We start from the raw sequence: 24,550 nt of genomic DNA on the forward strand, positions 1-24,550 counted from the left end.
TGCGAACGTGCGAATGCCTTCCGCCAGCTTTTCGGTGGCCATCGCTTCGTCGTTGACGAGGAAACGGAACGACGGCTCGTCGACCGGCACGCGTGCGATTTCCGCATTCTTGCTCGCATCCGGCGACAGCTTGCGCTCGACCTTGTCGTTGCTGTCCTGCAGCTTCTGCAGCAGGTCGGGGCTGATCGTCAGCAGGTCGCAGCCGGCCAGTTCGAGAATCTGGCTCGTCGTGCGGAAGCTCGCGCCCATCACTTCCGTCGGGTAGCCGAACTTCTTGTAGTACGCGTAAATACGGCGCACCGATTGCACGCCCGGGTCGTTCGCGCCGCCGTCGCGCGCTTCGTCCCAGTTGCTGCCGGCGTTCTTCTTGTACCAGTCGTAGATACGGCCGACAAACGGCGAAATAAGCTGCGCGCCCGCTTCCGCGGCGGCCACGGCTTGCGCGAGCGAGAACAGCAGCGTCATGTTGCAGTGGATGCCTTCCTTCTGCAGCACCTCGGCCGCGCGGATGCCTTCCCACGTCGACGCAAGCTTGATCAGCACGCGCGAGCGGTCGATGCCGGCTTCCTTGTACAGCTTGATGATCTCGTGCGCCTTGTCGATCGAACCCTTCGTATCGAACGACAGCCGCGCGTCGACTTCGGTCGACACGCGGCCCGGCACGATCTTCAGGATTTCGGTGCCGAACGCGATCAGCAGATGGTCGATGATCGCGGAGACCGGCTTCGACGAATGGTCGCGCACGGTTTTTTCGAGCAGAGGCTTGTAGTCGTCCTTCTGCACGGCCTTCAGCACGAGCGAGGGGTTGGTTGTCGCGTCTTGCGGCTTGTACTGGGCGAGTTGCTGGAAGTCGCCGGTATCGGCGACGACCTTCGTGAATTGCTTCAGCTGGTCGAGTGCAGTAGTCATATCGAGCCTTTGAGGCGCGTGCGCGCCGTGGTCAGAAAATGATGCCGCTGCCGGTGCCCAGTTGGTGCCGGTCGGTGCCGGTTGTTTCCGACTGGCCGGCGGCAGCCGGTCATCCCGCAGGGTCCCGCCATGCCCGGGGCGGTATGGCGTTCGATGTTAGCGCCTGATGCGCGCCCAATGCCATGTAAAACGCGATGGACGCTCACGCTCGCACGGAACGCCGCCCGATTCGTTTATTTTATGGCGGAACGGCAAACAATGGTTCGACTGATCGTGTGGGCCGCGCGCAGCGGGCGTTCAACGGGCATTCGGCGGAGCGTAATCGGCCGCTCGTTGGCGCTCGAGCGGGTGTCGCCAGTCAGGGATGTAACCGCATGGCGCGTGCCACGTCTCGTCCCGCGCGTGACGGACTTCACCCTTTGCGCGCATTGAGCACGATCTGTGTGATGACGCCCGCGACGAGTCCCCAGAACGCGGAACCGATCGACAGCAGCGTCAGCCCCGACGCCGTCACCATAAAGGTGACGAGCGCGGCCTCGCGCTGCTTGCCGTCCTGCATCGCATTCGTAAGCCCGCTCATGATCGAGCCGAACAGCGCGAGCGCCGCCACCGAGACGACGAGCGCCTTGGGCAGCGCCGCGAAAAGCGCGGCAATCGTCGCGCCGAACACACCGGCGATCAGGTAGAAGAGGCCGCACCAGAGCGCCGCGGTATAGCGCTTCGCGCGGTCTTCGTGCGCCTCGCGGCCGGTGCAGATGGCGGCTGTGATCGCCGCGAGGTTGATGCCGTGCGAGCCGAACGGCGCGAGCACGAGCGAGGCGAGGCCGGTGGTCGCGATCAGCGGCGACGATGGCGTGGTATAGCCGTCCGCGCGCAGCACGGCGATGCCGGGCACGTTTTGCGACGCCATGGCGACGACGAAAAGCGGAATGCCGATGCTGACGATCGCGGACAGCGAGAACGCGGGCATCGTCAGGACCGGCTGCGCGAGCGCGATGCGAAAGCGGCTGAAGTCGAGCAGGCCCAGGCCGCCCGCGACGAGGGCGCCGACCACGAGCGTCGTCACGATCGCATAGCGCGGCGCGAGGCGTTTCATGACCAGGTAGGCGAAAAACATCGCGAGCACGAGCGCGGTCTGAAATTGCGCGGCGCGGAAAATTTCGATGCCGATCTCGAACAGAATGCCCGCGAGTAACGCCGACGCAATGCCGGCGGGAATCTTTTTCATCAGGGCATCGAACCAGCCGGTCAGGCCGACCGCGGTCAACAGCAGCGCGCACGCGATAAACGCGCCGATCGCCTCGGCGTAGCCGGCATGCGGTAGCGATGCAACGAGGAGCGCCGCGCCGGGCGTCGACCATGCGATCACGATCGGTGCGCGATAGCGCAACGAAAGGCCGATCGTGCAGAGCCCCATGCCGATCGACAGCGCCCAGATCCACGACGAAATCTGCGCGTCGCTCAGATGCGCGGCCTGGCCGGCCTGGAACATCAGCACGAGCGAACTCGTGTAGCCGGTCATCATCGCGACGAAGCCCGCAACCAACGCCGACAGGGAGGTATCGGCGAACGGTTTCAGCGGTTTCAGCGGGGTGGGGGCAATGGGAGAGGAAGGTGAGCTCATGCGGAACAGCGCTTGTAGTTGTTTTGTTGCGTGATTGATACGGAATCGTGCAGAAGAAGTGCGGCATTCTGCCGCATTTTGCGGTGTTTGTGACCTCGGAAGGTCCCGGAGGACAATTCCGGCGGATAGCCGTCTATTTACTCAGCACCCGCATCGCCGCTTCCAGCCCTGCGAGCGTCAGCGGATACATCCGGTGCCCCAGCACCTCGCGAATCACCGACACCGACTGCCGGTACTCCCATAGCCCCTCCGGCTCGGGATTGAGCCATGCGAAGTGCGGGAAATGATCGGCGAGGCGCCGCAGCCAGACGGCGCCCGCCTCGTGGTTGTTGTACTCGACCGAGCCGCCCGGCTGCAGCACTTCGTACGGACTCATGGTCGCGTCGCCGACGAAGATCAGCTTGTAGTCCGCGGAGAACTTGTGCAGCACGTCCCACGTCGGCGTGCGCTCCGTGTGCCGACGGCGATTGTTCTTCCACAGGAAGTCGTACACGCAATTGTGGAAGTAGTAGAACTCGAGATGCTTGAATTCGGCCTTGGCAGCGGAAAACAGCTCTTCCGTGCGCTTGATGTGATCGTCCATCGAGCCGCCGACGTCGAACAGCATCAGCACTTTCACGTTGTTGTGCCGCTCGGGCACCATCTTCAGGTCGAGCCAGCCGGCGTTTGCCGCGGTGCTGCGGATCGTGTCGGGCAGGTCGAGCTCTTCGGCCGCGCCTTCGCGCGCGAAGCGGCGCAGGCGTCGCAGCGCGACCTTGATATTGCGCGTGCCGATTTCGACCTGGTCGTCGTAGTCGCGATAGGCGCGCGCGTCCCACACCTTGACCGCGCTGCGGTTGCCCGCCGTGTCGCCGCCGATGCGGATGCCTTCCGGGTTGTAGCCGCCGTTGCCGAACGGTGACGTGCCGCCCGTGCCGATCCATTTGCCGCCGCCTTCGTGACGGCCTTTCTGCTCGTCGAAGACTTCTTTCAAGCGCTCCATGAGCTTGTCGAGGCCGCCGAGTGCTTCGATCTGCGCCTTTTCCTCGGGCGTCAGATCGCGTCTCATCTTTTTCGCGAGCCAGTCGTCGGGCAGATCGAGCGCGAGCGAGGCGGTCTGTTCGACGCCCTTGAAGTACTCGCCGAACGCCTGGTCGAACTTGTCGAAATACTGCTCGTCCTTGACGAGCGTCATGCGCGACAGGTAATAGAACTCGTCGAGCGACGGCTCGATGACCTGCGCCTTCAGCGCCTCGAGCAGCGTCAGATACTCCTTCACTGAAACCGGCAGTTTCGCGGCGCGCAGCGAGTAGAAGAAGTCGATCAGCATGCCGGGTTCTCCGCGGCGGGCGCGTAGACGCTCACCGATTGTTGCGATTCATAAACACGAGGCGCTCGAAGAGCGCGACGTCCTGCTCGTTTTTCAGCAGCGCGCCGGCGAGCGGTGGCACGATCTGCTTGTGGTCGGTCGAGCGCAGCGCCTCGGGCGGAATGTCTTCGGCGAGCAGCAGTTTCAGCCAGTCGAGCAGTTCGGAGGTGGACGGCTTCTTCTTCAGGCCCGATACGTTGCGCAGTTCGTAGAAGCTTTCGAGTGCCGCGCGCAGCAGTTCCTGCTTGATGCCGGGGTAGTGGACCTCGACGATCTGCTGCATCGTCGCCGGATCGGGGAACTTGATGTAGTGGAAAAAGCAGCGGCGCAGGAACGCGTCCGGCAGTTCCTTTTCGTTATTCGACGTGATGATGACGAGCGGCCGCTCTTTCGCTTTCACGAGCTCGCGCGTTTCGTACACGTAGAACTCCATGCGGTCGAGTTCGCGCAGCAGATCGTTCGGGAACTCGATGTCGGCCTTGTCGATTTCGTCGATCAGCAACACCGTTTGCTGGCCTGATTCGAACGCCTGCCACAGCACACCTTTCACGATGTAATTGCGAATATCCTTGACGCGCTCGTCGCCAAGCTGGGAATCGCGCAGACGCGAGACCGCGTCGTATTCGTAGAGGCCCTGCTGCGCCTTTGTCGTCGATTTGATGTGCCACTGCAGAAGCGGCATGCCGAGCGCGGCCGCCACTTCCTCCGCGAGCATCGTCTTGCCGGTGCCGGGTTCGCCTTTGATCAGAAGCGGGCGCTTCAACGTCGTCGCGGCGTTGACCGCGAGCTTGAGGTCGTCGGTGGCGACGTATTGCGATGAGCCTTCGAAACGCATGGCAGGACGCTCGTTCGGGGAAAATCCCAGTATAAGTCAGATGGACTGGCGGCCTGGGCGGGGTGGGCTGGGGGTGCGCGGGGGGGCCCGCTTATCGTCTCGCGGGTGCCGGGACGGGCTGCCTCGCGTGAATTTGCCTCGCATGCCGGGCCGCAAGCAAGCTTCGCGCAAGCCGCGGGCCGTGCGCTGCGGGCCGTCCCGGGCCGGCGCCCGTCCGGTGGACGCCCGGCGCGGCGTCTTGGTACAATCGGACCGATTTTTTTGGCCTGCGTGGCGATCAACAAAAAAAGACGGCGCGGGTCGCCGCTTTTTTGAGCGCCCGTTTTTTGAGGCCATGATTTGAGGCCATCATTCGGGGCTACGATGTGGTGCCTTTGTTTTTCGCGCCCGTTTTTCGCGCCCGCTTTTGCGCCATTTCCCCTCAAGCCAGGTTACAAGAGCTATGAAAAAATTCGTCGGCAAACACGTCGTGATCGCAGCGCTGACGGGCATTGCGGGCCTCGCGGCCACTGCCCACGCAGCGGATGTCGTCGGCAACGCGAAAGCGGGCCAGGGCAAGGTCGCGATGTGCATCGGCTGCCACGGTATTGCAGATTACCGGACGGCTTACCCGGAGGTGTACCGGGTACCGATCCTCGGCGGCCAGAACGAACAGTATCTGCGCAACGCGCTGCACGCCTACAAGAAGGGCGACCGCCATTTCGACACGATGCGCGCCATCGCGACCTCGCTCTCGGATCAGGACATCGCGGACATCGCGGCCTACTACGCGGCGCAAACTGCCACTTCGAAGAACAACCCCGACAAATGACCGGCCGCGCCTGCTTTAGCAGCCGTTTGGGCACAGTCGCTCGGTCATTCCGCTACGCGGGCCAGGAGAATTCATGAAGAAGCACCCACACCCCCTCCACACGATGTTCAAGATCGCCTGCGTGTCGTTTGCGTTCGCGGGATTCGCTGTCGCCTCGACTGCGGCGCTCGCGGCCGATGCGGACAACGGCAAGAACCTGGTCGAAAGCCATAACTGCGCGGCCTGCCACGGCTCGAAACTGAACAACCCGGTCAGCCCGGAGTACCCGAAGCTCGCGGGGCAGCATGCGGACTATCTGTACTGGGCGATGCGCCAGTATCAGATGGGCACCGGCAATCCGCACCTGGGCCGGAATAACCCGATCATGCAGGCGCAGGTGCAGAGCCTGTCGCTGAACGACATGAAGGACATCGCGGCTTATATCGAATCGCTGAAGGGCGATCTGGTCGAGAAGAAGTGATCGTTGCGCGACGCGCCCGGTGAGCCGCGATCGGTGTTCCGCGATCGTCAGCGGCTTCGATCACGATGAAGTGAAAACACCCCGCCATGGCGGGGTGTTTGTTTTTGCGCGCTCACCGCGCGCGGTCAAGCCGTCAAGCCGTCAAGCGGTCAAGTGATCAAGCGGTCGATCAATCACGCGACGCGCGGCGTTCGATGCGCTGCAGATACGCATCCGTGTCCGGCGGCGTGTTCGTGCGCTGCGCTTCCCAGATCGTCTCGCCGAGGCACTCCATGATTTCGTGCTGCGCGTCGTGCGTCGAGCCGAGCCGCGCGGCGAGCCGCTCGTGCGCCGCGCGAATGCCGGGCGGCTGATCGATCGATAACTGCTCGCTGATCGCAAGATGCATCGACAGATGCAGGAACGGATTCGTCTGGCCGCGCTCGGGCGAATAGTCCTGAGCGCTCGCCGCTTCGGCATCGCCTAGCTCGGCGTGATATTCAGGGTGTTCGACGATCCAGTCCGCCGCGATCGCTTCGAGCGGCGTGAGGATTTCGCCCGCGCGCTGCTTGCGCCAGGTGTCGGTGAAAAAACGTCGGACTTCTTCGCGGCTGGGATTGAACATCGGCGGTGGTGAGAGCGGGAAGAGAGCAGGAAGAGCAAGAAGCGGGGTCAGCAAAGGCCGCAGCGAGTTCGCCGGCCAGCAGCGTGACGACGCGTATGGTGTCGCGATGTCGCGCGCAAGGCCTTATTTTACGCCGCGCCGTCCGAGCGCGTCGGCGCGCGTAAAGATCACGCCGCGCCGTGCGAGGCGGTACGTACCCGCTTTACAGATCGGGCGGCGGCGTTTTCGGCTTGAACTCGCACAGCGGCTCGATCACACAGTGCCAGCATTCCGGCCGGCGTGCCTTGCACACATAGCGGCCATGCAGAATCAGCCAGTGGTGCGCGTCGTGTCTGAACTCGGCCGGCGTGAATTTCTCGAGCGCGGCTTCGACCGCGCGCACGTCCTTGCCGGGGGCAAGCCCGGTTCGATTCGCAACCCGAAAGATGTGCGTATCGACGGCAATCGTCGGCTGACCGAACGCCGTGTTCAGCACGACATTCGCCGTTTTGCGACCGACGCCCGGCAGGCTTTCGAGCGCTTCGCGCTCAGCCGGCACTTCGCCGCCGTAGTGGTCGATCAGCATCCTGCACGCCGCGATCACGTTCTTCGCTTTGGTCCGGTAAAGGCCGATCGTCTTGATGTAGTCGGCTACGCCCGCTTCGCCGAGCTTCACGATCTTCTGCGGCGTGTTCGCGACCGGGAACATCTTGCGCATCGCCTTGTTGACCGACACGTCCGTTGCTTGCGCCGACAGCATCACGGCGATCAGCAATTCGAACGGTGTCGTGTATTCGAGTTCGGTGGTCGGATGCGGGTTCAGGCTTTGCAGCGTCTCGAAGATCGCGCGGCGTTTATTCGCGTTCATGCGGAAGGGTCGGCGTTTTTAGCGCTTCGGGTTCAAGTGATCGGGGGCGGGGGGCGTGCCGTGGTCGCTATCGTTGCCCGGTGCTTCGACGTGCGATGCATTTTCGGTGCGCGGCGCGCGGGTGTCATCGCTGATGCCGATGCGCTGACGGCGCGCCTCGGCCGCGTCGATTTGCGCCTGCACATCGGCGCTGACGTTCGCCGTGTTCTGCGGGCCCTGGCCCTTCGCCTGCATGGCTTCTTTCTTTTTTCGCGCACGCTCGAGCGCGGCCTCGATGATGGCGCGCTTCTTTGCGTCGGCATCCGCGCTCGTGGCGGAAGAGCCGGTGCCCGTCGCCTGCGGCGTGGCGCCCGCCGGAACGTGTGCCTTGTTGACGCCGGCAGCATTGCCCGCCGCGCTTCCTGCCGTGTTTCCTGCCGCGCTTCCTGCCGTGTTTCCCGCACCGCCGGCAATACCTGTGTTGCCGGCATCCGCATCGCCGCCGGCGTTAACGCCAAGGCCACCGCTAACGCCACCGCCGGTATCCACAGCCGCACCGCTTGCTGCCGCGCGCCGCGCCGCCGCGCGCGCTTCGGCCACCTCGCGTTCGCGATCGAGCCGCGCGAGCCGCCGGTGATAACGCTCGCGTGCCGCGTCGGCCTGCTGCTGGCTCCATGCGTCCCAACCGGTGGCTTCGCCGGTCACCGGAATCATCGCGATGCAATCGACCGGGCAGGGCGGCACGCATAGATCGCACCCGGTGCAGAGCGCCGCGACCATCGTGTGCATCTGTTTTGCCGCGCCGACGATGGCATCGACCGGACATGCCTGCATGCACAGCGTGCAACCGATGCACAGGTTTTCGTCGATAAAGGCGACGGGCCGCGGCCGCTCGACGCCGTTATCCGGATTGAGCGGAATGACCGGTTTGCCGAGCAGCGCCGCGAGCCGCGCAATGCCTTGCGCGCCGCCGGGCGGGCACTGGTTGTAGTTCGCGCTGCCGTCCGCAATGGCTTGTGCATACGGGCGGCAACCGTTGTAACCGCACTTCGTGCATTGCGTCTGCGGGAGCAGGTCTTCGATGCGGTCTGCGAGTGTTTTCGAATCAGTCACGGTGACGTGGTCGGGACTTGCTGCTGCGATCATCGATGCGCCGCGGCGCAGTGGGCGGCGGGCATACGCGTCGCGCTGGTTTGGTTCGTTGTTTCCGTGCGACTCAATGCGACGCAGGCCGATGTGCGCGGTACTTCCGCCGCGCGCGGCTTATGCGACAAGGCTTTGGCCGAACACACATTATCGCCGATTTCCCCAGTTGCCATTACCAAACCATGTGCCATAATCGAAGCGCTTTACGAATGACCGCAGGACGGTGTTTTCCACCAACCAGCCCGCGCAACGCCGCCATGCCGCTTCGACCAGGAAGCCGGCCATGCAGCTGGCGGTGTGATCCGGAATACGCGGCTCACGAAGCACCTTGCCACCATGAATCAGCCGAAAATCAAAAGAGATCCTGAAGGCACCCGTCGCCGTATTCTGCTCGCGGCGGCCGAGGAGTTCGCGAATGGTGGGTTGTTCGGCGCACGCGTCGATCAGATTGCCCGCCGCGCGGAAACCAACGAACGCATGCTCTATTACTACTTCGGTAGCAAGGAGCAGCTATTTACCGCGGTACTCGAGCACGCCTTCAGCGCGCTCACCGAAGCCGAGCGCACGCTCGACCTCGCCGGCGTCGCGCCGGTCGAAGCGATCACGCGTCTCGCGCATTTCGTGTGGGACTACTATCGCGATCACCCGGAGCTGCTGCGGCTCATCAACAACGAGAACCTGCACGAGGCGCGCTATATGCGGAAGTCCACGCGTATTCGCGAGATGATCTCACCGATCGTCGCGACGCTCGGCGGCATTCTCGAGCGCGGTCAGCGCGCAGGGTTGTTTCGCACGAACGTCGATCCGTTGCGCTTTTACGTGACGCTCTCCGGCATGGGGTACTACATCGTGTCGAACCGCTTCACGCTCGAAGCGACGCTTGCGCGCGACTTCAGTGCGGCCGCGGAGCGCGGCGAGATCATTCAGATGAACACTGAAATTCTGCTCGCGTATCTGCTGCGACGTTGATCGCGCCGGGTGCCCGCTTGCTCCCACTGGCTCGTGAAGCGGCGAGCAGAACGCGCGTGATGCGAAAGAAAAACGGCGACGCCTCGAAGAGGTGTCGCCGTTTTGTTGCCTTCGTACATCGGCCGTTACCGCGTGTCCTTACGCCTCGACATGCTCGACTTCGAGCTTCTTCGCCTTGTTGTGGTCGAGAATGAAGTCGCGGATTTGCGGATAGATGATCGTGCGCCAGCGGCGGCCCGAGAAAATGCCGTAGTGGCCGCATTTCTCCGCAGTGAAATGCAGACGATGCTTCGCCGCAATGCCCGTGCATAGCTCATGCGCGGCGTGCGTCTGCCCGCTGCCTGAAATATCGTCGAGCTCGCCTTCGATCGTGAAGAGCGCCGTGTGCTTGATGTCCTGCGGGCGCACGGGTTCGCCCGCGACTTCCCACGTGCCTTCGGCGAGCCGGAACTCCTGGAACACGACCTGGATCGTCTGAAGATAGTATTCGGCGGCCATATCGAGCACCGCGTTGTATTCGTCGTAGAAACGGCGATGTGCTTCGGCGTCCTCTTCGTCGCCGCGCAACATGCTCTGGTAGAAGTCCCAATGCGATGCCGCGTGCCGCTCCGGATTCATCGCCACGAAGCCCGCATGCTGCAGGAAGCCCGGATAAACCCGGCGTCCGACGCCCGGATAGTTCGACGGCACGTTGTAGATCACGTTCGTCTCGAACCAGTTGAGCGAGTGTTGCGTGGCAAGCGAGTTCACCGACGTCGGGCTTTTGCGCGCGTCGATCGGGCCGCCCATCATGGTCATCGTGCGCGGCGTTTCCTCGCCGCGGCTCGCCATCAGCGAGATGGCGGCAAGCACGGGCACGGTCGGCTGGCACACCGAAATAACGTGCAGGTTCTTCGCGCCGATATGGCGGATGAACTCCTGGATGTATGCGATGTAGTCGTCGAGGTCGAACGGGCCGTCTTCGAACGGCACCATGCGCGCGTCGATCCAGTCGGTGATGTACACCTTATGGTCTTGCAGCAGCGTGCGCACCGTGTCGCGCAGCAGCGTGGCGTGGTGGCCCGACAGCGGCGCGCAGACCAGCACGACGGGTTCGTCCTTGAGCTGCGCGACCGCGTCGCTATCGTCGGCGAAGCGCTTGAAACGCAGCAGACGGCAGAACGGCTTTTCGATGATCGTCTGCTCGACGATCGGAATGTTGTGGCCGTCTTTAACGATCTGGTGCAGATCGAACTCGGGCTTCTCGTAGTCTTTGCCGAGTCGGTACAACAGTTCGTAGCCGGCCGATAGCCGGGTCGCGCCCGGTACATAGGCGAGCGGACTGGCCGGATTCGCGAACGACTTCGATGCTGCCTGGGCCCAGGCGGTAAGCGGACTCAAAAGTGCCCGCTGGAATTCGTGAAGTTGATAGAGCATGGTTGCTCCAGCGTTATTGCGGTGCGCGCGGGGCTGCGCGAAAACACGCGTAGCGTCGGGGCGGCCCGGACTGGTTGTTGAAATTGTCGGCCGACAGACTCGTCGATGATAGCCGTGCGCGCGATATTGTGCAATGCAGCAACGGTGCGGCGGGCCACAAACGGAATGTCATCAAAACCATCATCACATCATGCTACCGGCGTGGGTTCCGCGCCGGCGTTCAGGGGGCCGGCCGCCGGGCGTTCCCCGTCGTGCGGCGGCTGGCCGGTTGCCTTTGCCATTTCCTGCTCGTGCTTCATCAGATTGAGCCCTGTATGCACGAGCGCGACATGCGAAAACCCCTGGGGGAAATTGCCGACGAGCCGCCCGGCGACCGGATCGTACTCCTCGGCAAGCAGGCCGACGTCGTTGGCAAGCGACAACAGGCGTTCGTACATTTCACGTGCTTCCGCGACTCGCCCTTGCAGCGCAAGGTTGTCCACGAACCAGAATGAACATGCAAGGAATGTTCCCTCGCCCGGCGGCAAGCCGTCGTCGACGCGGGTCGTACGATAGCGCATCACAAAACCGTCGTGCATCAAATATTTCTCGATGGCGGCCACCGTGCCCGCGATGCGCGGATCGGACGGCGGCAGGAAACCGAGTAACGGCAACAATAGCACGCTTGCATCAAGTTCGCTTCCCTCATAGATTTGAGTAAACGCACCGAGCTCCGCATTCCAGCTCTTCGCGCAGACGTCCGCGTGAATGCGGGCGCGCATCTCGCGCCAGTGATCGAGCGGCGCCGGCAGGTCGAACGACTCGGCCGACTTGATTGCCCGATCGTAGGCGACCCACGCCATGACCTTCGAGAACGTGAAGTGCTGGCGCCCGCCGCGTGTCTCCCAGATGCCTTCGTCGGGCTCTTCCCAGATCGTCTCGAGGTGGGCGACCATGGCGCGCTGCACATTCCACGCGGTCTCATCGGCCTGCAAGCCGCCGACGCGCGCCAGGTGCAATGCATTCATCACTTCGCCGTACACGTCAAGTTGCAACTGGCCGACCGCGTTATTGCCGATGCGCACCGGTTTCGCGCCCTGATAGCCAGGCAGCCATTCGATTTCGAATTCGGGCAGGCGCCGCTCGCCGGCGAGGCCATACATGATCTGCACCTGATCCGGCGCGCCCGCCATCACGCGGCCGAGCCACGTGCGCCATGCGCGCGCTTCGTCGTAGTGGCCGCAGCGCATCATCGCGAGCAGCGTGATGGTCGCGTCGCGCAGCCACACGTAGCGGTAGTCCCAGTTACGCGTGCCGCCCAACTGTTCGGGCAGCGAGGTGGTCGGCGCGGCGACGATGCCGCCGGTCGGCTCGTACGCGAGCGCTTTCAGCGTAATGAGCGAGCGTTGGATCTCTTTTGCATAGCGGCCTTCGACGGTGCTGCGCGACGACCATTCGAGCCAGTGGTTTTCGGTGCGCGCAAGCGCGGTCAGCGGGTCGTGCGCGGGCGGAATGCGCAGATGCGACGCGGAATAGGTGAGCGAGAACGGCACGCGCTCGCCCTCGGACACCGTGAATTCGGCAACCGTGCGCATGTTCTCGCCCTTCAGGTCGACGGGCGTGCGCAGCGCGACCGTATCGGGGCCGACGATCGCCTTGATGCCGCTGTCGTGCATGAGGCGGCTCACCCACGGGATCGAGAAGCCGTAGTCGAAGCGCAGCACGAGTTCCATCTGCATCTTCACGGTGCCGCGTTTGCCGACCACGACGCGTATCAATTCCGACCAGCCATTGCCGGGCGGCATGAAGTCGATGACGGTGACCGCGCCGTCCGGCGTTTCGTAGTCGGTCTCGAGGATCAGCGTTTCGCCGCGGTAGCGGCGGCGCGTGGACTTCGGGTTGTCGCCGCACGGCGCGATGAGCCAGCGGCCATTGTCTTCGGTGCCGAGCAGCGCGGCGAAGCACGCGCCGGAATCGAAGCGCGGCCAGCAAAGCCAGTCGACCGAGCCATCGCGGGAAATCAGCGCGGCCGTGTGGCCGTCGCCGACGAGTGCGTAGTCTTCAATGGGTGCGGGCATAGATGTCAAATTCGGCGTGAAATTCGGCTGAATTCGATCAAGCGATCGGATAAAGCGATGAGTAAAAATTGCGCATCGCGCGAATGCGCCCGTTCAGCAAACGCCGATCTTACCGGAGCGGCGCGGTACGTATCGATTTAACGCAAGCAGGAGAAATTGAGTATTGGCAGGCCTTATTTTCAATGCCTACAATCAGACTTCCCAGATATGTCATGTGAGCGGCGGCGTGGTTCCCAACCTCGTCGCCGGTTCGCTCCCAAGGTGCAGTTTCGAGGACGAAAGCCATGCTGAACCCGTCGAAAACCGATTGCATCACGATTCTGTCCGCCGCCAGCGAATTGCCTGACGGCAAGCTGTTGTCTCTCGATTGTCGTTCACTCGGTCTGACTCGTAATGGAATGGAAACCGCCGCCTCATTTCTGATCGAACGTGCGTGTTTCAAACGTTATAGCGAAACCGGTGGTCATTATGCCGTCGGTGGTTTGTCGCTGCAGGGCCGCTTGCGTCTGGACCAACTGGCAAACGGTTGAGCAAATCGGGTTGAGCAAATCGGGTTGAGCGAATGGCGGGCGAGCGCGGGCGCCCGCGAAGTCATCGGCGAGGTTGCCTGCGAGGTTGCCCGCTCAGTTGCCCGCGAGGTTGTCCGCGAGGTTGTCCGCGAGGTTGCCCGATAACCGCTTCGATTAACCAATTCTCGTCGCATCAAACCATGCTCTCGCGCACGAAACGTGCGCGAGAGCATGCTATGCGCATGACGATTCGCATCGAACCCGGTACACGATAACGTTCGAACGGGCGGGCGCCGCGAGCGCCCGCCCGGCGCTCAGGCGCGCGCTTACTTCATGCCGAACAATCCGATCACGCCGATGATGATCAGATACAACGCGACGATGTAGTTGAGCAGGCGCGGCATGACCAGAATCAGAATGCCTGCGATCAACGAAACGAGCGGTCCGAGACTGAGAGTGACGTTCATGAAGACTCCGTTGTTTGAGTTAGCGTGAATGAGCCTCGCGTGAGCCTCAAGAGGCCGCAACGCTCCTATACTTGCGCGTACAACCAACTACACCGACAACACCGACTCACCGCACCGGCGGCGCGCGCGCCGAACTCTCCGGACAGCCCGCACGCGAACTGCAATCAGTCCGTATGCGCGGGCGGCAGGCCAGCGACACCGCAACAACCGAACAAACCGATGTCAAAGGAGACCGTCATGCATTGCTTCAACCGGGTCGCGGCACGGCCATTCCGGCTTCGGTTCGCGTTCGCGCTCCGGTTCCCCCTGCGGCTTCCCACTTCGACAGCCTCGATCATAAAAGGTCTTGCACTCATGGTCTCGATCATTGCCACGTCCGCGTCCGCGCAAGGTGCGGCCGCAGTTCCCGCCGACGGCGTCTACGACCTGCTCGTCGGCACCTACACGGGGCCGACGAGCGAGGGCATTTACGTCTACCGCTTCGACACGAAGACCGGTCAGGCGTCGCGCGTTTCGTCCGCGCAGACGGTGAATCCGTCGTATCTCGTCGCAAGCCGCGACGGCCGCTTCGTGTACGCGGTCAACGAATTGCCGGGCGACAACGGACCGGCCACGACCCGCGGCGATATCAGCGCGTTCGGGTTCGACGCGAAAAGCGGGCAATTAACGTTCCTGAACAAGGTGTCGTCCGAGGGCAACGACCCGTGCTATCTGAGCATTTCGCCCGATGGCCGCTATCTGACCATGGCTAACTATTCGGTCGCCGCCGATCCCGGCGGCAGCTTCGCCGTGTTCCCGCTCGAGGCCGACGGCAAGGTCGGCACGGCGGTGCTGACCGTCCATCATGAAGGCAACGGGCCGGTGAAAGGGCGGCAGGACAACGCGCACGTGCATTCGACGGTGTTTTCCCCCGATGGGCACTATCTGTTCGCGCAGGATCTCGGCGCCGACAAGCTCTTTGCGTACCAATACACGCCCGACGGCAGCCGCGGCTTGCTCGGCCCGACCGCGCGCCGCTATGTCGATGTAAAGGCGGGCACGGGTCCGCGTCACCTCGTATTCGCGCCGGACGGCAAGCATGCGTATCTGACGAGCGAACTGGTCGCCACCGTCGATGTGTTCGATTATCACGACGGCAACCTGACGCTCGCGCAGGTCTTGCCGATGACCAGGCCGGGCTTCAAAGGGCAGGTCGGCGCGGCGGCGATTCACCTGTCGCCGGACGGCCGCTTTCTCTATGCGAGCAATCGCGGCGATGCGAACGAGATCGTGATCTACGCAGTCGATCCGGCCAACGGGCATCTGCATGAAGTCGGACGTCAGTCGAGCCTCGGCAAAGGGCCGCGCGAGTTTTCAATCGACCCGACGGGGCGCTGGCTGATTGTGGGCAACCAGAACAGCGATACCGCCTACGTGTTCCGGCGCGATTCGCAAAACGGCTTGCTCGAAGCGAATCCGACGCGTCTCGAGATCGGCTCGCCGGTCGACTTCGCGTGGGTGTCGCCGTCCTGAACCCGACGCAGGTGGGCTTGTTGCCGATGAATAGAGCATACGCTGCGTCAAAAAGTGTTAACCACAATCGTCTTCGTCGATGTGAAGTAATCGCATTGAGCCACGATGAGAACGACGCTCGCGACGGTCGTGCTGGTGACGGCGGCGACGCTGCAAACCGCGCCGCTGCCCGCGCGCGCCGATTGCGGCTACTCGATCGACTGGATCGCGCGCGCCTGTTTGCGCGTCGCACGCGTTGCGCATGAAGGCACGTGGGATCTCTATCTGACCGGTTATGGCTGGCATATCAACGGCTATACCGAAGAGCGGCGCCAGTCGCTGAATGCGTATTCGTGGGGCGGCGGGGCCGGCAAGCATTTCACCGACGGGAATGGCGACGACGACATCCTGTTCGCATTCATCTTCCTCGATTCGCACGAGAACCCGGAGCCGATCGGCGGCTGGGCGCGTCAGTGGTACACGAAGCCGGTGCTCGGCGGATTGTCGGTCGGCGGCGGCTATTTCGTCGGCTTCACGGCGCGCAGCGATATCGCACACTATTTGCCGGTGCCGCTCGCCTTGCCGATCGGATCGCTGCGATACCGGAACGCGTCGCTGATGGGCACATTCATTCCGCGTATTCCTGGGGTCAACGAAGGCGATGTCGCATTCTTCTGGGCGCGCTACGAGTTCTGAACGCATGCCGCCAGGGGCACGCCTTTGCCACTCGAGCCCGCGCCTCGATGCTTACTCCGGCGCCGGTCCCGGCGCGAGCACTTCACGGCTGCCGTTGACGCCCATCGACGATACGAGCCCGGCCGCTTCCATCTGCTCGACCAGCCGCGCCGCGCGGTTATAGCCGATGCGCAATTGCCGCTGCACCGCGGAGATCGATGCGCGCCGCGTGCGCACGACGAAGGCGACCGCCTCGTCGTAGAGCGGATCGGCTTCGGCATCGGGTGCATCGCCGAACAGGTCTTGCGGCGCGCCATCGGTGGCCGGCCCGTCGAGAATGCCTTCTTCGTATTGCGGCTCGCCGAACTGTTTCAGATGCTCGACGACGCGATGCACTTCTTCATCGGCGACGAACGCGCCGTGCACGCGCTGCGGGTAGCCGGTGCCCGGCGGCAGGAACAGCATGTCGCCCTGGCCCAGCAGCGACTCGGCGCCCATCTGGTCGAGAATCGTGCGCGAGTCGATCTTCGACGACACCTGGAAAGCGACACGCGTCGGAATGTTTGCCTTGATCAGGCCCGTGATCACATCGACGGACGGCCGCTGTGTCGCGAGAATCAGGTGGATGCCCGCGGCGCGCGCCTTTTGCGCGAGGCGCGCAATCAGCTCTTCGATCTTCTTGCCGGCCACCATCATCAGGTCCGCGAGCTCGTCGATCACGACCACGATAAGCGGCAGCGGCGATAACGGCTCGGGATCGTCGGGCGTCAGCGAGAACGGGTTGCCGATCTTTTTCTCGTGTGCTTGCGCGTCGCGGATCTTCTGGTTGAAGCCGGCCAGATTGCGCACACCGACGGCCGACATCAGCCGGTAGCGTTTTTCCATCTCGCCGACACACCAGTTGAGCGCGTTTGCGGCGAGCTTCATGTCGGTGACGACGGGCGCGAGCAGATGCGGAATGCCTTCATAGACCGACAGCTCGAGCATCTTCGGATCGATCATGATGAGCCGCACGTCCTCGGGCGTCGCCTTGTAGAGCAGCGAGACGATCATCGCGTTGATCGCGACCGACTTGCCCGAACCCGTTGTGCCCGCAACGAGCATATGCGGCGCCTTGGCGAGATCGGTGACGACGGGGTGGCCGGTGATGTCCTTGCCCATCGCGAGCGTGAGCTTCGAGGCGGAGTTCTGATAGACGTTCGCCTCGAGAATTTCGGAGAGGGCGATCATCTGACGCTTCGCGTTCGGCAGCTCGAGGCCCATGCAGGTCTTGCCCGGAATCGTCTCGACGACGCGGATCGACGTGAGGCCGAGCCCGCGCGACAGGTCCTTCATGAGGCCGACGATCTGGCTGCCGCGCACGCCGAGTGCGGGCTCGACTTCGAAACGCGTGATGACGGGGCCGGCCGATGCGCCGACAACCGTGACGGGCACCTTGAATTCCTGCAGACGCTGCTCGATCAGCTGGCTTGTTTCGGCGAGCTTCTCGTCGGAGATCGGCTCGACTTCGGTCGATGCGCGCGCGAGCAGGGCGAGGCCAGGCAGCTCGATATGCGAGGCGGCGGGCGCGTGGAACTCGAAGCTCGCTGCGGCGTGGCCGCGTAGCGGAGCGCGTGCGGATTCGGGCGCGCTCGTGGCGTCGGGGGCTGGAGCGGCTGGGGCGGCTGCATGGGCGTCGGCGTGCGCGTCGGCTGTGGGGGTGTCGGTGATACCGGTGATACCGGTGGTGCCGATGGTGCTGGCGGTGGCATCGGCGTCGGACTGCGCGGCGTCGGCGTAGTGATCCGGTGCGGTCGAGGTTGCGGGCGTTTCCATATGCCACGCCTCGGCGCCTGGGAATCGCACGACGTTCGAGGGTGCGGGCGCGACCGCGACCGCAGGCGTTTGCGATGCGTCCGGTTGTGCCGCTGACGTCGATGCGGCTGCTGTCGCCTCGTTGGCGGTCGATGCGGGAACCTGCGCCGCGTGCGGGTTCACGATATGCAACTGCGGCGTGCCGTGGCGCGCACCTTGCGCATCGAGCGGAACAGCCGCGGCGGTCGACAGCGTATGCGAGGCCATCGACGAACCGGTGCGCAACGCAGTCACGGTTTCTTCGACCGTATCCCACGGGGCGACCGTCGATGGGGTGACCGGGACCGGCAGCGCAGGGGAGGGCGCAGAGGAGGATGTGCTGCCGGTGCTTGGCGTGTTGTCGATTGCATCCGATGCATCCAACGGGCTCGATGCGCCTGATTCGCCTGGGACATTCAACGTGTCGTCGACGTCGGTGCTTTCGTGTGCGTCGCTCGCAACTGACGACGCGGCGAACGCCGACGCAGCCGGCAATGTGGGGTGTTCCGGCGCGGCGTTTGTGCTTGTCGCGGACACCGGCGCGTCGGCCGTAGGCGGTACGTCGTGCACGGTGAGCGCTTGCGTGTCCTCGGCCGGCGTGGTGGACGTCGACGGGCCGTGCGATGCGGGCGATTCGACGACCGGGCTGTGCGTGGGGCTTGGCGATTCGTGTCCGCTGTGGTCTGCAGAGCGCGTGTCCGCCGAATGACTTTCCGCCGCGTCGTGGTCCATCGCGAGGCTTCCGGCCGGCTGACTTTGAGCAGGAGTGGGCGCAATCTGCGGCTCCGACGCTTCATCGGACGACATGTCTGTCTTGGGCACGTCACCGATCATCGCGCCGTCGATGCCGGCCGGCTTCGCCGAAGCGCCATCGGAAGCTTCGCTCATCGTGCGTGCGTCGCTTGCTGCTGCTCCGTCGCCTGCCGCCACCCCGTCGCTTGCCGCTGCTCCGTCGGTTCCCGCCGCTTTCGCCGGCTCCGCCAGACTGCGGCGTGCGAGGCTCGCACCGGCGAGCGTCGTCCAGCGCGCGGTGTTTTCCTCGATGCTGCGCAGCGTTTCGCGTACGCTCGGCGCCGGTTCGGCGCGTGGTTCAGTCGATGCGGGACGCTTGTAGCCCGTTGCAGGCGAACGCGTCGACGCACCGACTGCCGGGCTCGGCCGCGTGGGCGTCGCGGCGCCCGCCGTGATCGCGTGACCCTTCTGCGTCGATGTCACGGGCGCAGGCGACGCCGGAGTGGCAGGGGCGGGGCGCATCGCCGTGCCATGTGCGGGCGCGGTCGCGCTCGATCGCGCGGTTCCGGTCGGGCTCTGCGATGCCGGCGCCGGCCGTTGTGTCGAGATGAGGCGCGAGGGCATGCTGGCGGAATGCCCCGTCGCGTTGCCGCTACCGGAGAGCGGCAACGGCGTCCCCGCCATGCTCGGCGTCCCCGACATGCCCGAAGCGCCGGACATGCCCGAAGCGCCGGACATGCCCGAAGCGCCAGACATGCCCGACGCTTTCGCAGCAGGAACGCCCACGCCACCCGCTACCGCGCCACGCGCCGCATATTCCGCCGCACCAACCGCCGACGGCATGCGATCGCGCGGCATCGTTCCATCGGACTCGCCGCGCAGCCACCCGGCAGGCGCAGTCGGTTCCGCGGGCGCCCATCCCGCACCGGACTGCGCGCCGCGCGCGTTCACGTTCACGCTCCCGCTGGCGCCGCTGCCGGATGAAGCGCTACTACCGCGCGCCGAACCGGCCACGCCCGCAGTTGTACCGCTGGCACCTTTACCACGCGTCGTCGCGGGCGGTTTCCAGACGGTCGGCCGTGTATAGCGTCCGTTCGAGCGCGGCGCGATCGGATTGATCCGCGAGTCGGCTCCAACGCCGGAGCCGACGCCCGAACCGATACCCGAGTGCATGCCCGCGCCGATACCCGCGTTGCCGCGCGTCCCGGCATGCCGCGCCGCATGTGCCGCCGCCGCATCGTCATCCGCGCGCCGGCTGCGCCGCGCGGCGCCGCGCATGCCGGGCAGACCGAGCCCGAATGCGGCATCGGCCCAGGCAAGCGCGCTCGACCAGCGAAACCCGAGCAGCCACGGCAAACTCACCACGAGCAGCACGCCCATCGCAACCGGTGTGGCGACACGTCCCAGCAAATGGCCCAATCCGTTCGCAAGCGCATGACCGGCGCCATCCATGCCGGCGATATCGACGAGCGACGCCTCGAGCGTGCAGCTCGCCACCATCACGCAGACAAAGCCGAGCCACAGCCGGATCGTGCCGGGACCGCGCAGGCCGGCGCCGCCCGGCAGCATGGATTTCACAAGGCGCCAGAAGAGAGGGAGCAACCAGACGGTCGACCCGCCGAACCAGCCGAAAACTGCCGTATGCATGCTAGACATCAACGAATGACGGACGCGCCGCGGCGCAACCCGTCGAGTTTAAACTGACGAAGCGCTTCAGTTGTGCGTCGTCATCGCACGTCATCATTTTTCGCTGCGCGCGAACACGAGCGTGTCGCCGCTTGCGGTGATCACCTGCAGTTCTTGCGGCGGACGCATCTGCACACCGGTCTTGTCGATATGGGCAAGCGCATCGAGATAGTCGCTTTCGAGTTTGCCGCCCGCGCTCGCGCAGGCCATGCGGGTACCCGCGAGCGGCCCGAAACTGAGCTTGCCGTCCCTCAGCATGTACGTGCCCGTATAACGGTTGCAGCCCGAAAAGCCGCTTGCGCGGCGTTGGCCGCTCGCCGTGGAAAGCGTCAACGTGATCGGTGCGCCGGCCGCCCGATCGCCTTCGGCATGCGGCAGGTCGCGTGCGGCGCCGTCCGCGCGCGTCCAGTTGGTCAACTGCCAGCTCGTGTCGTCGAGCAGCTGCGTGGCGGCCGGATTGAACGGGTCGGGCGGCGGCGCTTCCGCATCGGTATGCTTAGGCAGCGAGCACGCTGCGCTGAGCGCCGCGGCCGCGAGCAGTGCGCCGACGCTGCGCATGCGTGCCGCGCGGTGCTCGCTGTGGTGTTCGCTGCGGTGCGTGCCGCTGCATTTGCCGCTGTGTTTGCTGCTGTGTTTGCCGCCGAATTTGCCACTGTTCTCGAGTGAGAACGGCACGGCAGCAAGCAACGATGCAACGCGTCGCGCGGCGGACATCAGAACCATGGCGTCGTTCCTGTCGAAACTGGGAAAGGCGTAAGGGTAACGCACTACGCACCGGGCAAGCGAGTGCGGATCGCCGATGCACAACGCGGCTCAACCACGCGGTTCAACCACGCGGTTCAACCACGGCGAACGCACTCGTCGAACCGCAAGGTACGGCGCGGACCCGAGGGCCGCGCATGTTAACATCGCCGCACCCATTCGATCCACCCATCGCACTTGTTTGGAGTTCTCATGCAGACCGGCCAACGTATCGGCACACCGCTTTCTGCTTCGGCCACGCGCGTCATGCTGCTCGGCGCGGGCGAACTGGGCAAGGAGGTGATCATCGCGCTGCAGCGTCTCGGCGTCGAAGTCATCGCCGTCGACCGTTATCGCGATGCACCGGGCCATCAGGTCGCGCATCGCGCGCATGTGATCGACATGACCGATCCCGCCGCGCTGCGCGCGCTCGTCGAAAAGGAAAAGCCGCATCTGATCGTGCCCGAGATCGAAGCGATCGCTACCGATGCGCTCGCCGCAATCGAAACCGACGGCATTGCCGAAGTGATCCCCACCGCGCGCGCCACGCAGCTGACGATGAATCGCGAAGGCATTCGCCGTCTCGCCGCCGAAGAGCTTGGCCTGCCGACATCGCCGTACGCGTTTGCCGATTCGCTCGACGAACTGAAGGCAGGTATCGCGACGGTCGGCTATCCGTGCGTCGTGAAACCGGTGATGTCGTCGTCGGGCAAGGGGCAGTCGGTCGTGAAGAGCGCCGCCGACGTCGACGCGGCCTGGCAATACGCGCTCGCCGGCGGCCGCGTGAACCACGGGCGCGTGATTGTCGAGGGTTTTATCGACTTCGACTACGAAATCACGCAGTTGACCGTGCGCGCGCTCGATCCGGCAAGCGGCAAGACGCGCACGTATTTCTGCGATCCGGTCGGCCACGTGCAGGTGGCCGGCGACTATGTCGAATCGTGGCAGCCGCAACCGATGAGCCCCCGCGCGCTCGAACGCACGCGCGAAGTCGCGCACAAGGTCACCGAAGCGCTCGGCGGCCGCGGTCTGTTCGGCGTCGAGCTGTTCGTGCGCGGCGACGACGTCTGGTTCTCGGAAGTGAGCCCGCGCCCGCACGATACGGGGCTCGTTACGCTCGCCTCGCAGCGGCTCTCGGAATTCGAACTGCATGCGCGCGCGATTCTCGGCTTGCCGGTCGATACTTCGCTACGTGCAGCGGGCGCGTCGGCGGTTATCTACGGGGAGCTCGACGAAGCCGGCATCGCGTTCGAGGGCGTCGCGCAGGCGCTCGCGGTGCCCGGCGCGGATGTGCGGCTGTTCGGCAAGCCGGAGAGTTTCGTGAAACGGCGCATGGGGGTGGCGGTCGCGACGGGTGCGGATGTCGATGAGGCACGCGCGCGGGCTAAAAAGGCCGCGGCGGCGGTGCGGCCGGTTTCGGCGAAATAGTTTGCAAGTAGTGAGTGCTGCCGGCGCGGCGGCGGCCAAAGCGGCCACTGCATTGCCGCGCAATGTTTGAAGACGAGGGTGTTCGATGAATCAGCGGCTCATTCCGGCGATGACGGCGCTTGCCGCTGTCTCGATCATGCTTTCGATGGCGCTTCCAACCATGGCAGCGGCGGCTGCCGGCAGCGCGCCGCGCTTCGGCGACTTGCGCACGAAAAAACCGCGCACGCAGAAATACACCTGCGCGACGGGCCGTATCCTGAACGTCACGTACCTGAGCGCGACGAACGGTCAAAGCTTCGCGGTCGTGCCCGTCAACGGCAAGGACATGTTGTTCGTCAGCACGATATCGGGCTCCGGCGTCCGATATCAGGCCGGCAGCTATACGTGGTGGACGAAAGGTCCGCGCGCGGACCTGTACGATTCGATGGAAGGGGGGCCGAATGCGCCGCCGATCGTGTCCGATTGCGTCACGATCGTGCGCTAAAGCCCACTTTGGCCGCGCGTGTCACGTCATTGTCGCAAGCGCGCGCCAGTCTTCTGGTTTTGGCTGACCGGCTGGTTTGGGCTGGCGTGTGATGACGCACGCGAGAGTCGGCAAGAGAGTCGGCAAAGCAGCCGCCCAGGGCCCACGGTAGCCGCATGCGTCGAAGTGCTACAATAGCGCCCTTTGCGGCGGGTATTTGCGCCGCCCGAGGCGGGCCGATTTGCCTTGTTGTGCTGGTTGGGGCAACGGCTGGGTAGGCCGGGTATCGTGTATCGGGGTATTGGGTATCGGTCGGCAACCCGGTCGCCAACCCGGTCGCCAAGCCGGCCGCCAGGCCTCTCCGATCGCCCGCTTTGCCCGCTTCGCCCGCTTTACGTTCGATCATCCGGCGCGTATGCGGCACACCGCGTGCTCGGCGGTCATCCTGATGCTTTCGGCGGCGCCGGCCGCTTCACCAGACAGTCAAACGGCGCAAGCTCGCCGCCGCATGCTTGCTCAGTGGTCACCCAGTTGCCTCCCGGTTGCCAGGCAGTTGCAACGCGGGCCGCCGCCGTTCAGGTCAGTCAGTACTCCAGGCCACGCGCGCCGTAGCGCGCAGGCGCATTTTTAGCGATAGCAGCCACCATGTCCGACACAGTTGTCATTCCTAGCACCGCGACCTTCGACCAGTTCGGCCTGTCAGCCGACATTTTGAAAGCCATCGCGGAGCAGGGCTACACGACGCCGACGCCGATCCAGGCGCAGGCGATTCCTGTCGTGCTAGCCGGCCGCGACGTGATGGGCGCCGCGCAGACCGGCACCGGCAAGACCGCGAGCTTCTCGTTGCCGATCATCCAGCGTCTGTTGCCGGCCGCGAGCACGAGCGCGTCGCCAGCGCGCCATCCGGTGCGCGCGCTGATCCTGACGCCGACCCGCGAACTTGCCGATCAGGTGGCTGCAAACGTGCAAGCGTATGCAAAGCACACGCCGCTCAGAAGCGCGGTCGTGTTCGGTGGCGTCGATATGAACCCGCAATCGGCGGAGCTGCGGCGCGGCGTCGAAATCCTGATTGCCACGCCGGGCCGCCTGCTCGACCACGTGCAGCAGAAAACCGCGAATCTCGGCCAGGTGCAGATTCTCGTGCTCGACGAAGCGGACCGCATGCTCGATATGGGCTTTCTGCCCGACCTGCAGCGCATCCTGAACCTGCTGCCGAAAGAGCGCCAGACGCTGCTCTTTTCCGCCACGTTCTCGGGCGAGATCAAGAAGCTGGCGGCCACTTACCTGCGCAATCCGCAGACCATCGAAGTCGCGCGCAGCAATTCGACGGCGGCCAACGTCACGCAGATCGTTTATGAAGTCGCGGAAGGCGACAAGACCGGCGCGGTCGTGCAACTGATCCGCGAGCGCAGCCTGAAACAGGTCATCGTGTTCTGCAACAGCAAGATCGGCGCGAGCCGGCTCGCGCGGCAGCTCGAGCGCGACGGCGTGGTGGCCACGGCGATTCACGGCGATCGTTC

The 24,550-nt window shown here is 64.4% G+C and carries 21 protein-coding genes; 9 read left to right on the plus strand and 12 right to left on the minus strand.

Features of this window, described 5'->3' with window-relative positions:
* The 4 genes from tal to ACYPXD_RS12900 all read right to left on the minus strand — a co-directional run.
* A partial coding sequence (tal, locus tag ACYPXD_RS12885; protein ID WP_459711680.1) for a transaldolase occupies positions 1–909 on the minus strand: 909 nt, incomplete at its 3' end.
* A gap of 412 nt (positions 910–1,321) precedes the next feature.
* Positions 1,322–2,533 carry a benzoate/H(+) symporter BenE family transporter gene (locus tag ACYPXD_RS12890; protein WP_459711682.1) on the minus strand — a complete coding sequence of 404 codons (1,212 nt, stop codon included), beginning with the start codon at positions 2,531–2,533 and terminating at the stop codon, positions 1,322–1,324.
* Positions 2,534–2,666: 133 nt separating this feature from the next.
* Complete coding sequence (locus ACYPXD_RS12895) at positions 2,667–3,842, minus strand: vWA domain-containing protein (protein ID WP_459711685.1); 1,176 nt, start codon at positions 3,840–3,842, stop codon at positions 2,667–2,669.
* Between the two features lie 31 nt (positions 3,843–3,873).
* On the minus strand, positions 3,874–4,716 hold the full coding sequence (locus tag ACYPXD_RS12900) for an AAA family ATPase (protein ID WP_459711687.1): 843 nt from the start codon (positions 4,714–4,716) through the stop codon (positions 3,874–3,876).
* A gap of 442 nt (positions 4,717–5,158) precedes the next feature.
* Here ACYPXD_RS12900 and ACYPXD_RS12905 point away from each other — a divergent pair, with 442 nt between their 5' ends.
* Positions 5,159–5,527 (plus strand): c-type cytochrome, encoded by a 369-nt coding sequence (locus ACYPXD_RS12905; RefSeq protein ID WP_459711689.1) that lies wholly within the window; start codon positions 5,159–5,161, stop codon positions 5,525–5,527.
* Between the two features lie 73 nt (positions 5,528–5,600).
* Complete coding sequence (locus ACYPXD_RS12910; RefSeq protein WP_459711692.1) at positions 5,601–5,987, plus strand: c-type cytochrome; 387 nt, start codon at positions 5,601–5,603, stop codon at positions 5,985–5,987.
* A 169-nt stretch (positions 5,988–6,156) separates the two neighbouring features.
* On the opposite strand, the gene ACYPXD_RS12915 is transcribed toward ACYPXD_RS12910, so the two are convergent.
* The 3 genes from ACYPXD_RS12915 to rsxB all read right to left on the minus strand — a co-directional run bounded on the left by ACYPXD_RS12915 (position 6,157) and on the right by rsxB (position 8,530).
* Positions 6,157–6,591, minus strand: coding sequence for a DUF1841 family protein (locus ACYPXD_RS12915; protein WP_459711695.1), 435 nt, complete (start codon positions 6,589–6,591; stop codon positions 6,157–6,159).
* A gap of 202 nt (positions 6,592–6,793) precedes the next feature.
* Positions 6,794–7,438: an endonuclease III gene (gene nth / locus ACYPXD_RS12920; protein WP_459711697.1), complete on the minus strand. Its 645-nt coding sequence runs from the start codon at positions 7,436–7,438 to the stop codon at positions 6,794–6,796.
* 18 nt (positions 7,439–7,456) lie between these two features.
* Entirely contained in the window at positions 7,457–8,530 is a 1,074-nt protein-coding gene (rsxB, locus tag ACYPXD_RS12925) for an electron transport complex subunit RsxB (protein WP_459711699.1), read from the minus strand.
* Between the two features lie 369 nt (positions 8,531–8,899).
* On the opposite strand from rsxB, the gene ACYPXD_RS12930 reads away from it, so the two are divergent.
* On the plus strand, positions 8,900–9,532 hold the full coding sequence (locus ACYPXD_RS12930; RefSeq protein WP_459711701.1) for a TetR family transcriptional regulator: 633 nt from the start codon (positions 8,900–8,902) through the stop codon (positions 9,530–9,532).
* A 138-nt stretch (positions 9,533–9,670) separates the two neighbouring features.
* Here the strand turns inward: ACYPXD_RS12930 and ACYPXD_RS12935 are convergent, their stop codons facing one another.
* A complete protein-coding gene (locus tag ACYPXD_RS12935; protein ID WP_459711703.1) occupies positions 9,671–10,948 on the minus strand; it encodes a polyhydroxyalkanoate depolymerase in 1,278 nt (425 codons plus the stop codon).
* Between the two features lie 188 nt (positions 10,949–11,136).
* On the minus strand, positions 11,137–13,005 hold the full coding sequence (locus ACYPXD_RS12940; RefSeq protein WP_459711705.1) for a glycoside hydrolase family 15 protein: 1,869 nt from the start codon (positions 13,003–13,005) through the stop codon (positions 11,137–11,139).
* A gap of 284 nt (positions 13,006–13,289) precedes the next feature.
* Between ACYPXD_RS12940 and ACYPXD_RS12945 the strand changes: the two genes are divergently transcribed.
* The gene (locus ACYPXD_RS12945) at positions 13,290–13,535 is read left to right on the plus strand and encodes a hypothetical protein (RefSeq protein ID WP_459711707.1); all 246 of its coding nucleotides are present in this window, start codon (positions 13,290–13,292) and stop codon (positions 13,533–13,535) included.
* A 305-nt stretch (positions 13,536–13,840) separates the two neighbouring features.
* On the opposite strand, the gene ACYPXD_RS12950 is transcribed toward ACYPXD_RS12945, so the two are convergent.
* Positions 13,841–13,981 (minus strand): DUF3096 domain-containing protein, encoded by a 141-nt coding sequence (locus tag ACYPXD_RS12950; RefSeq protein ID WP_175113261.1) that lies wholly within the window; start codon positions 13,979–13,981, stop codon positions 13,841–13,843.
* A gap of 354 nt (positions 13,982–14,335) precedes the next feature.
* Between ACYPXD_RS12950 and ACYPXD_RS12955 the strand changes: the two genes are divergently transcribed.
* Positions 14,336–15,493 (plus strand): lactonase family protein, encoded by a 1,158-nt coding sequence (locus ACYPXD_RS12955; RefSeq protein WP_459711709.1) that lies wholly within the window; start codon positions 14,336–14,338, stop codon positions 15,491–15,493.
* Positions 15,494–15,598: 105 nt separating this feature from the next.
* On the plus strand, positions 15,599–16,168 hold the full coding sequence (locus tag ACYPXD_RS12960; protein WP_459711714.1) for an antimicrobial peptide resistance and lipid A acylation PagP: 570 nt from the start codon (positions 15,599–15,601) through the stop codon (positions 16,166–16,168).
* Positions 16,169–16,219: 51 nt separating this feature from the next.
* On the opposite strand, the gene ACYPXD_RS12965 is transcribed toward ACYPXD_RS12960, so the two are convergent.
* Positions 16,220–20,368 carry a DNA translocase FtsK gene (locus ACYPXD_RS12965; RefSeq protein ID WP_459711716.1) on the minus strand — a complete coding sequence of 1,383 codons (4,149 nt, stop codon included), beginning with the start codon at positions 20,366–20,368 and terminating at the stop codon, positions 16,220–16,222.
* Between the two features lie 84 nt (positions 20,369–20,452).
* Positions 20,453–21,121 carry an META domain-containing protein gene (locus ACYPXD_RS12970; protein WP_459711719.1) on the minus strand — a complete coding sequence of 223 codons (669 nt, stop codon included), beginning with the start codon at positions 21,119–21,121 and terminating at the stop codon, positions 20,453–20,455.
* Positions 21,122–21,352: 231 nt separating this feature from the next.
* Here ACYPXD_RS12970 and purT point away from each other — a divergent pair, with 231 nt between their 5' ends.
* From purT to ACYPXD_RS12985, 3 genes are all read left to right on the plus strand, one after another.
* A complete protein-coding gene (gene purT, locus ACYPXD_RS12975; protein ID WP_459711723.1) occupies positions 21,353–22,567 on the plus strand; it encodes a formate-dependent phosphoribosylglycinamide formyltransferase in 1,215 nt (404 codons plus the stop codon).
* Positions 22,568–22,727: 160 nt separating this feature from the next.
* Complete coding sequence (locus tag ACYPXD_RS12980; protein WP_459713271.1) at positions 22,728–23,051, plus strand: MliC family protein; 324 nt, start codon at positions 22,728–22,730, stop codon at positions 23,049–23,051.
* Between the two features lie 624 nt (positions 23,052–23,675).
* The coding region (locus ACYPXD_RS12985) for a DEAD/DEAH box helicase (protein WP_459711726.1) at positions 23,676–24,550 on the plus strand (875 nt) is incomplete at its 3' end.

This window comes from Paraburkholderia sp. 2C, from assembly GCF_054589215.1.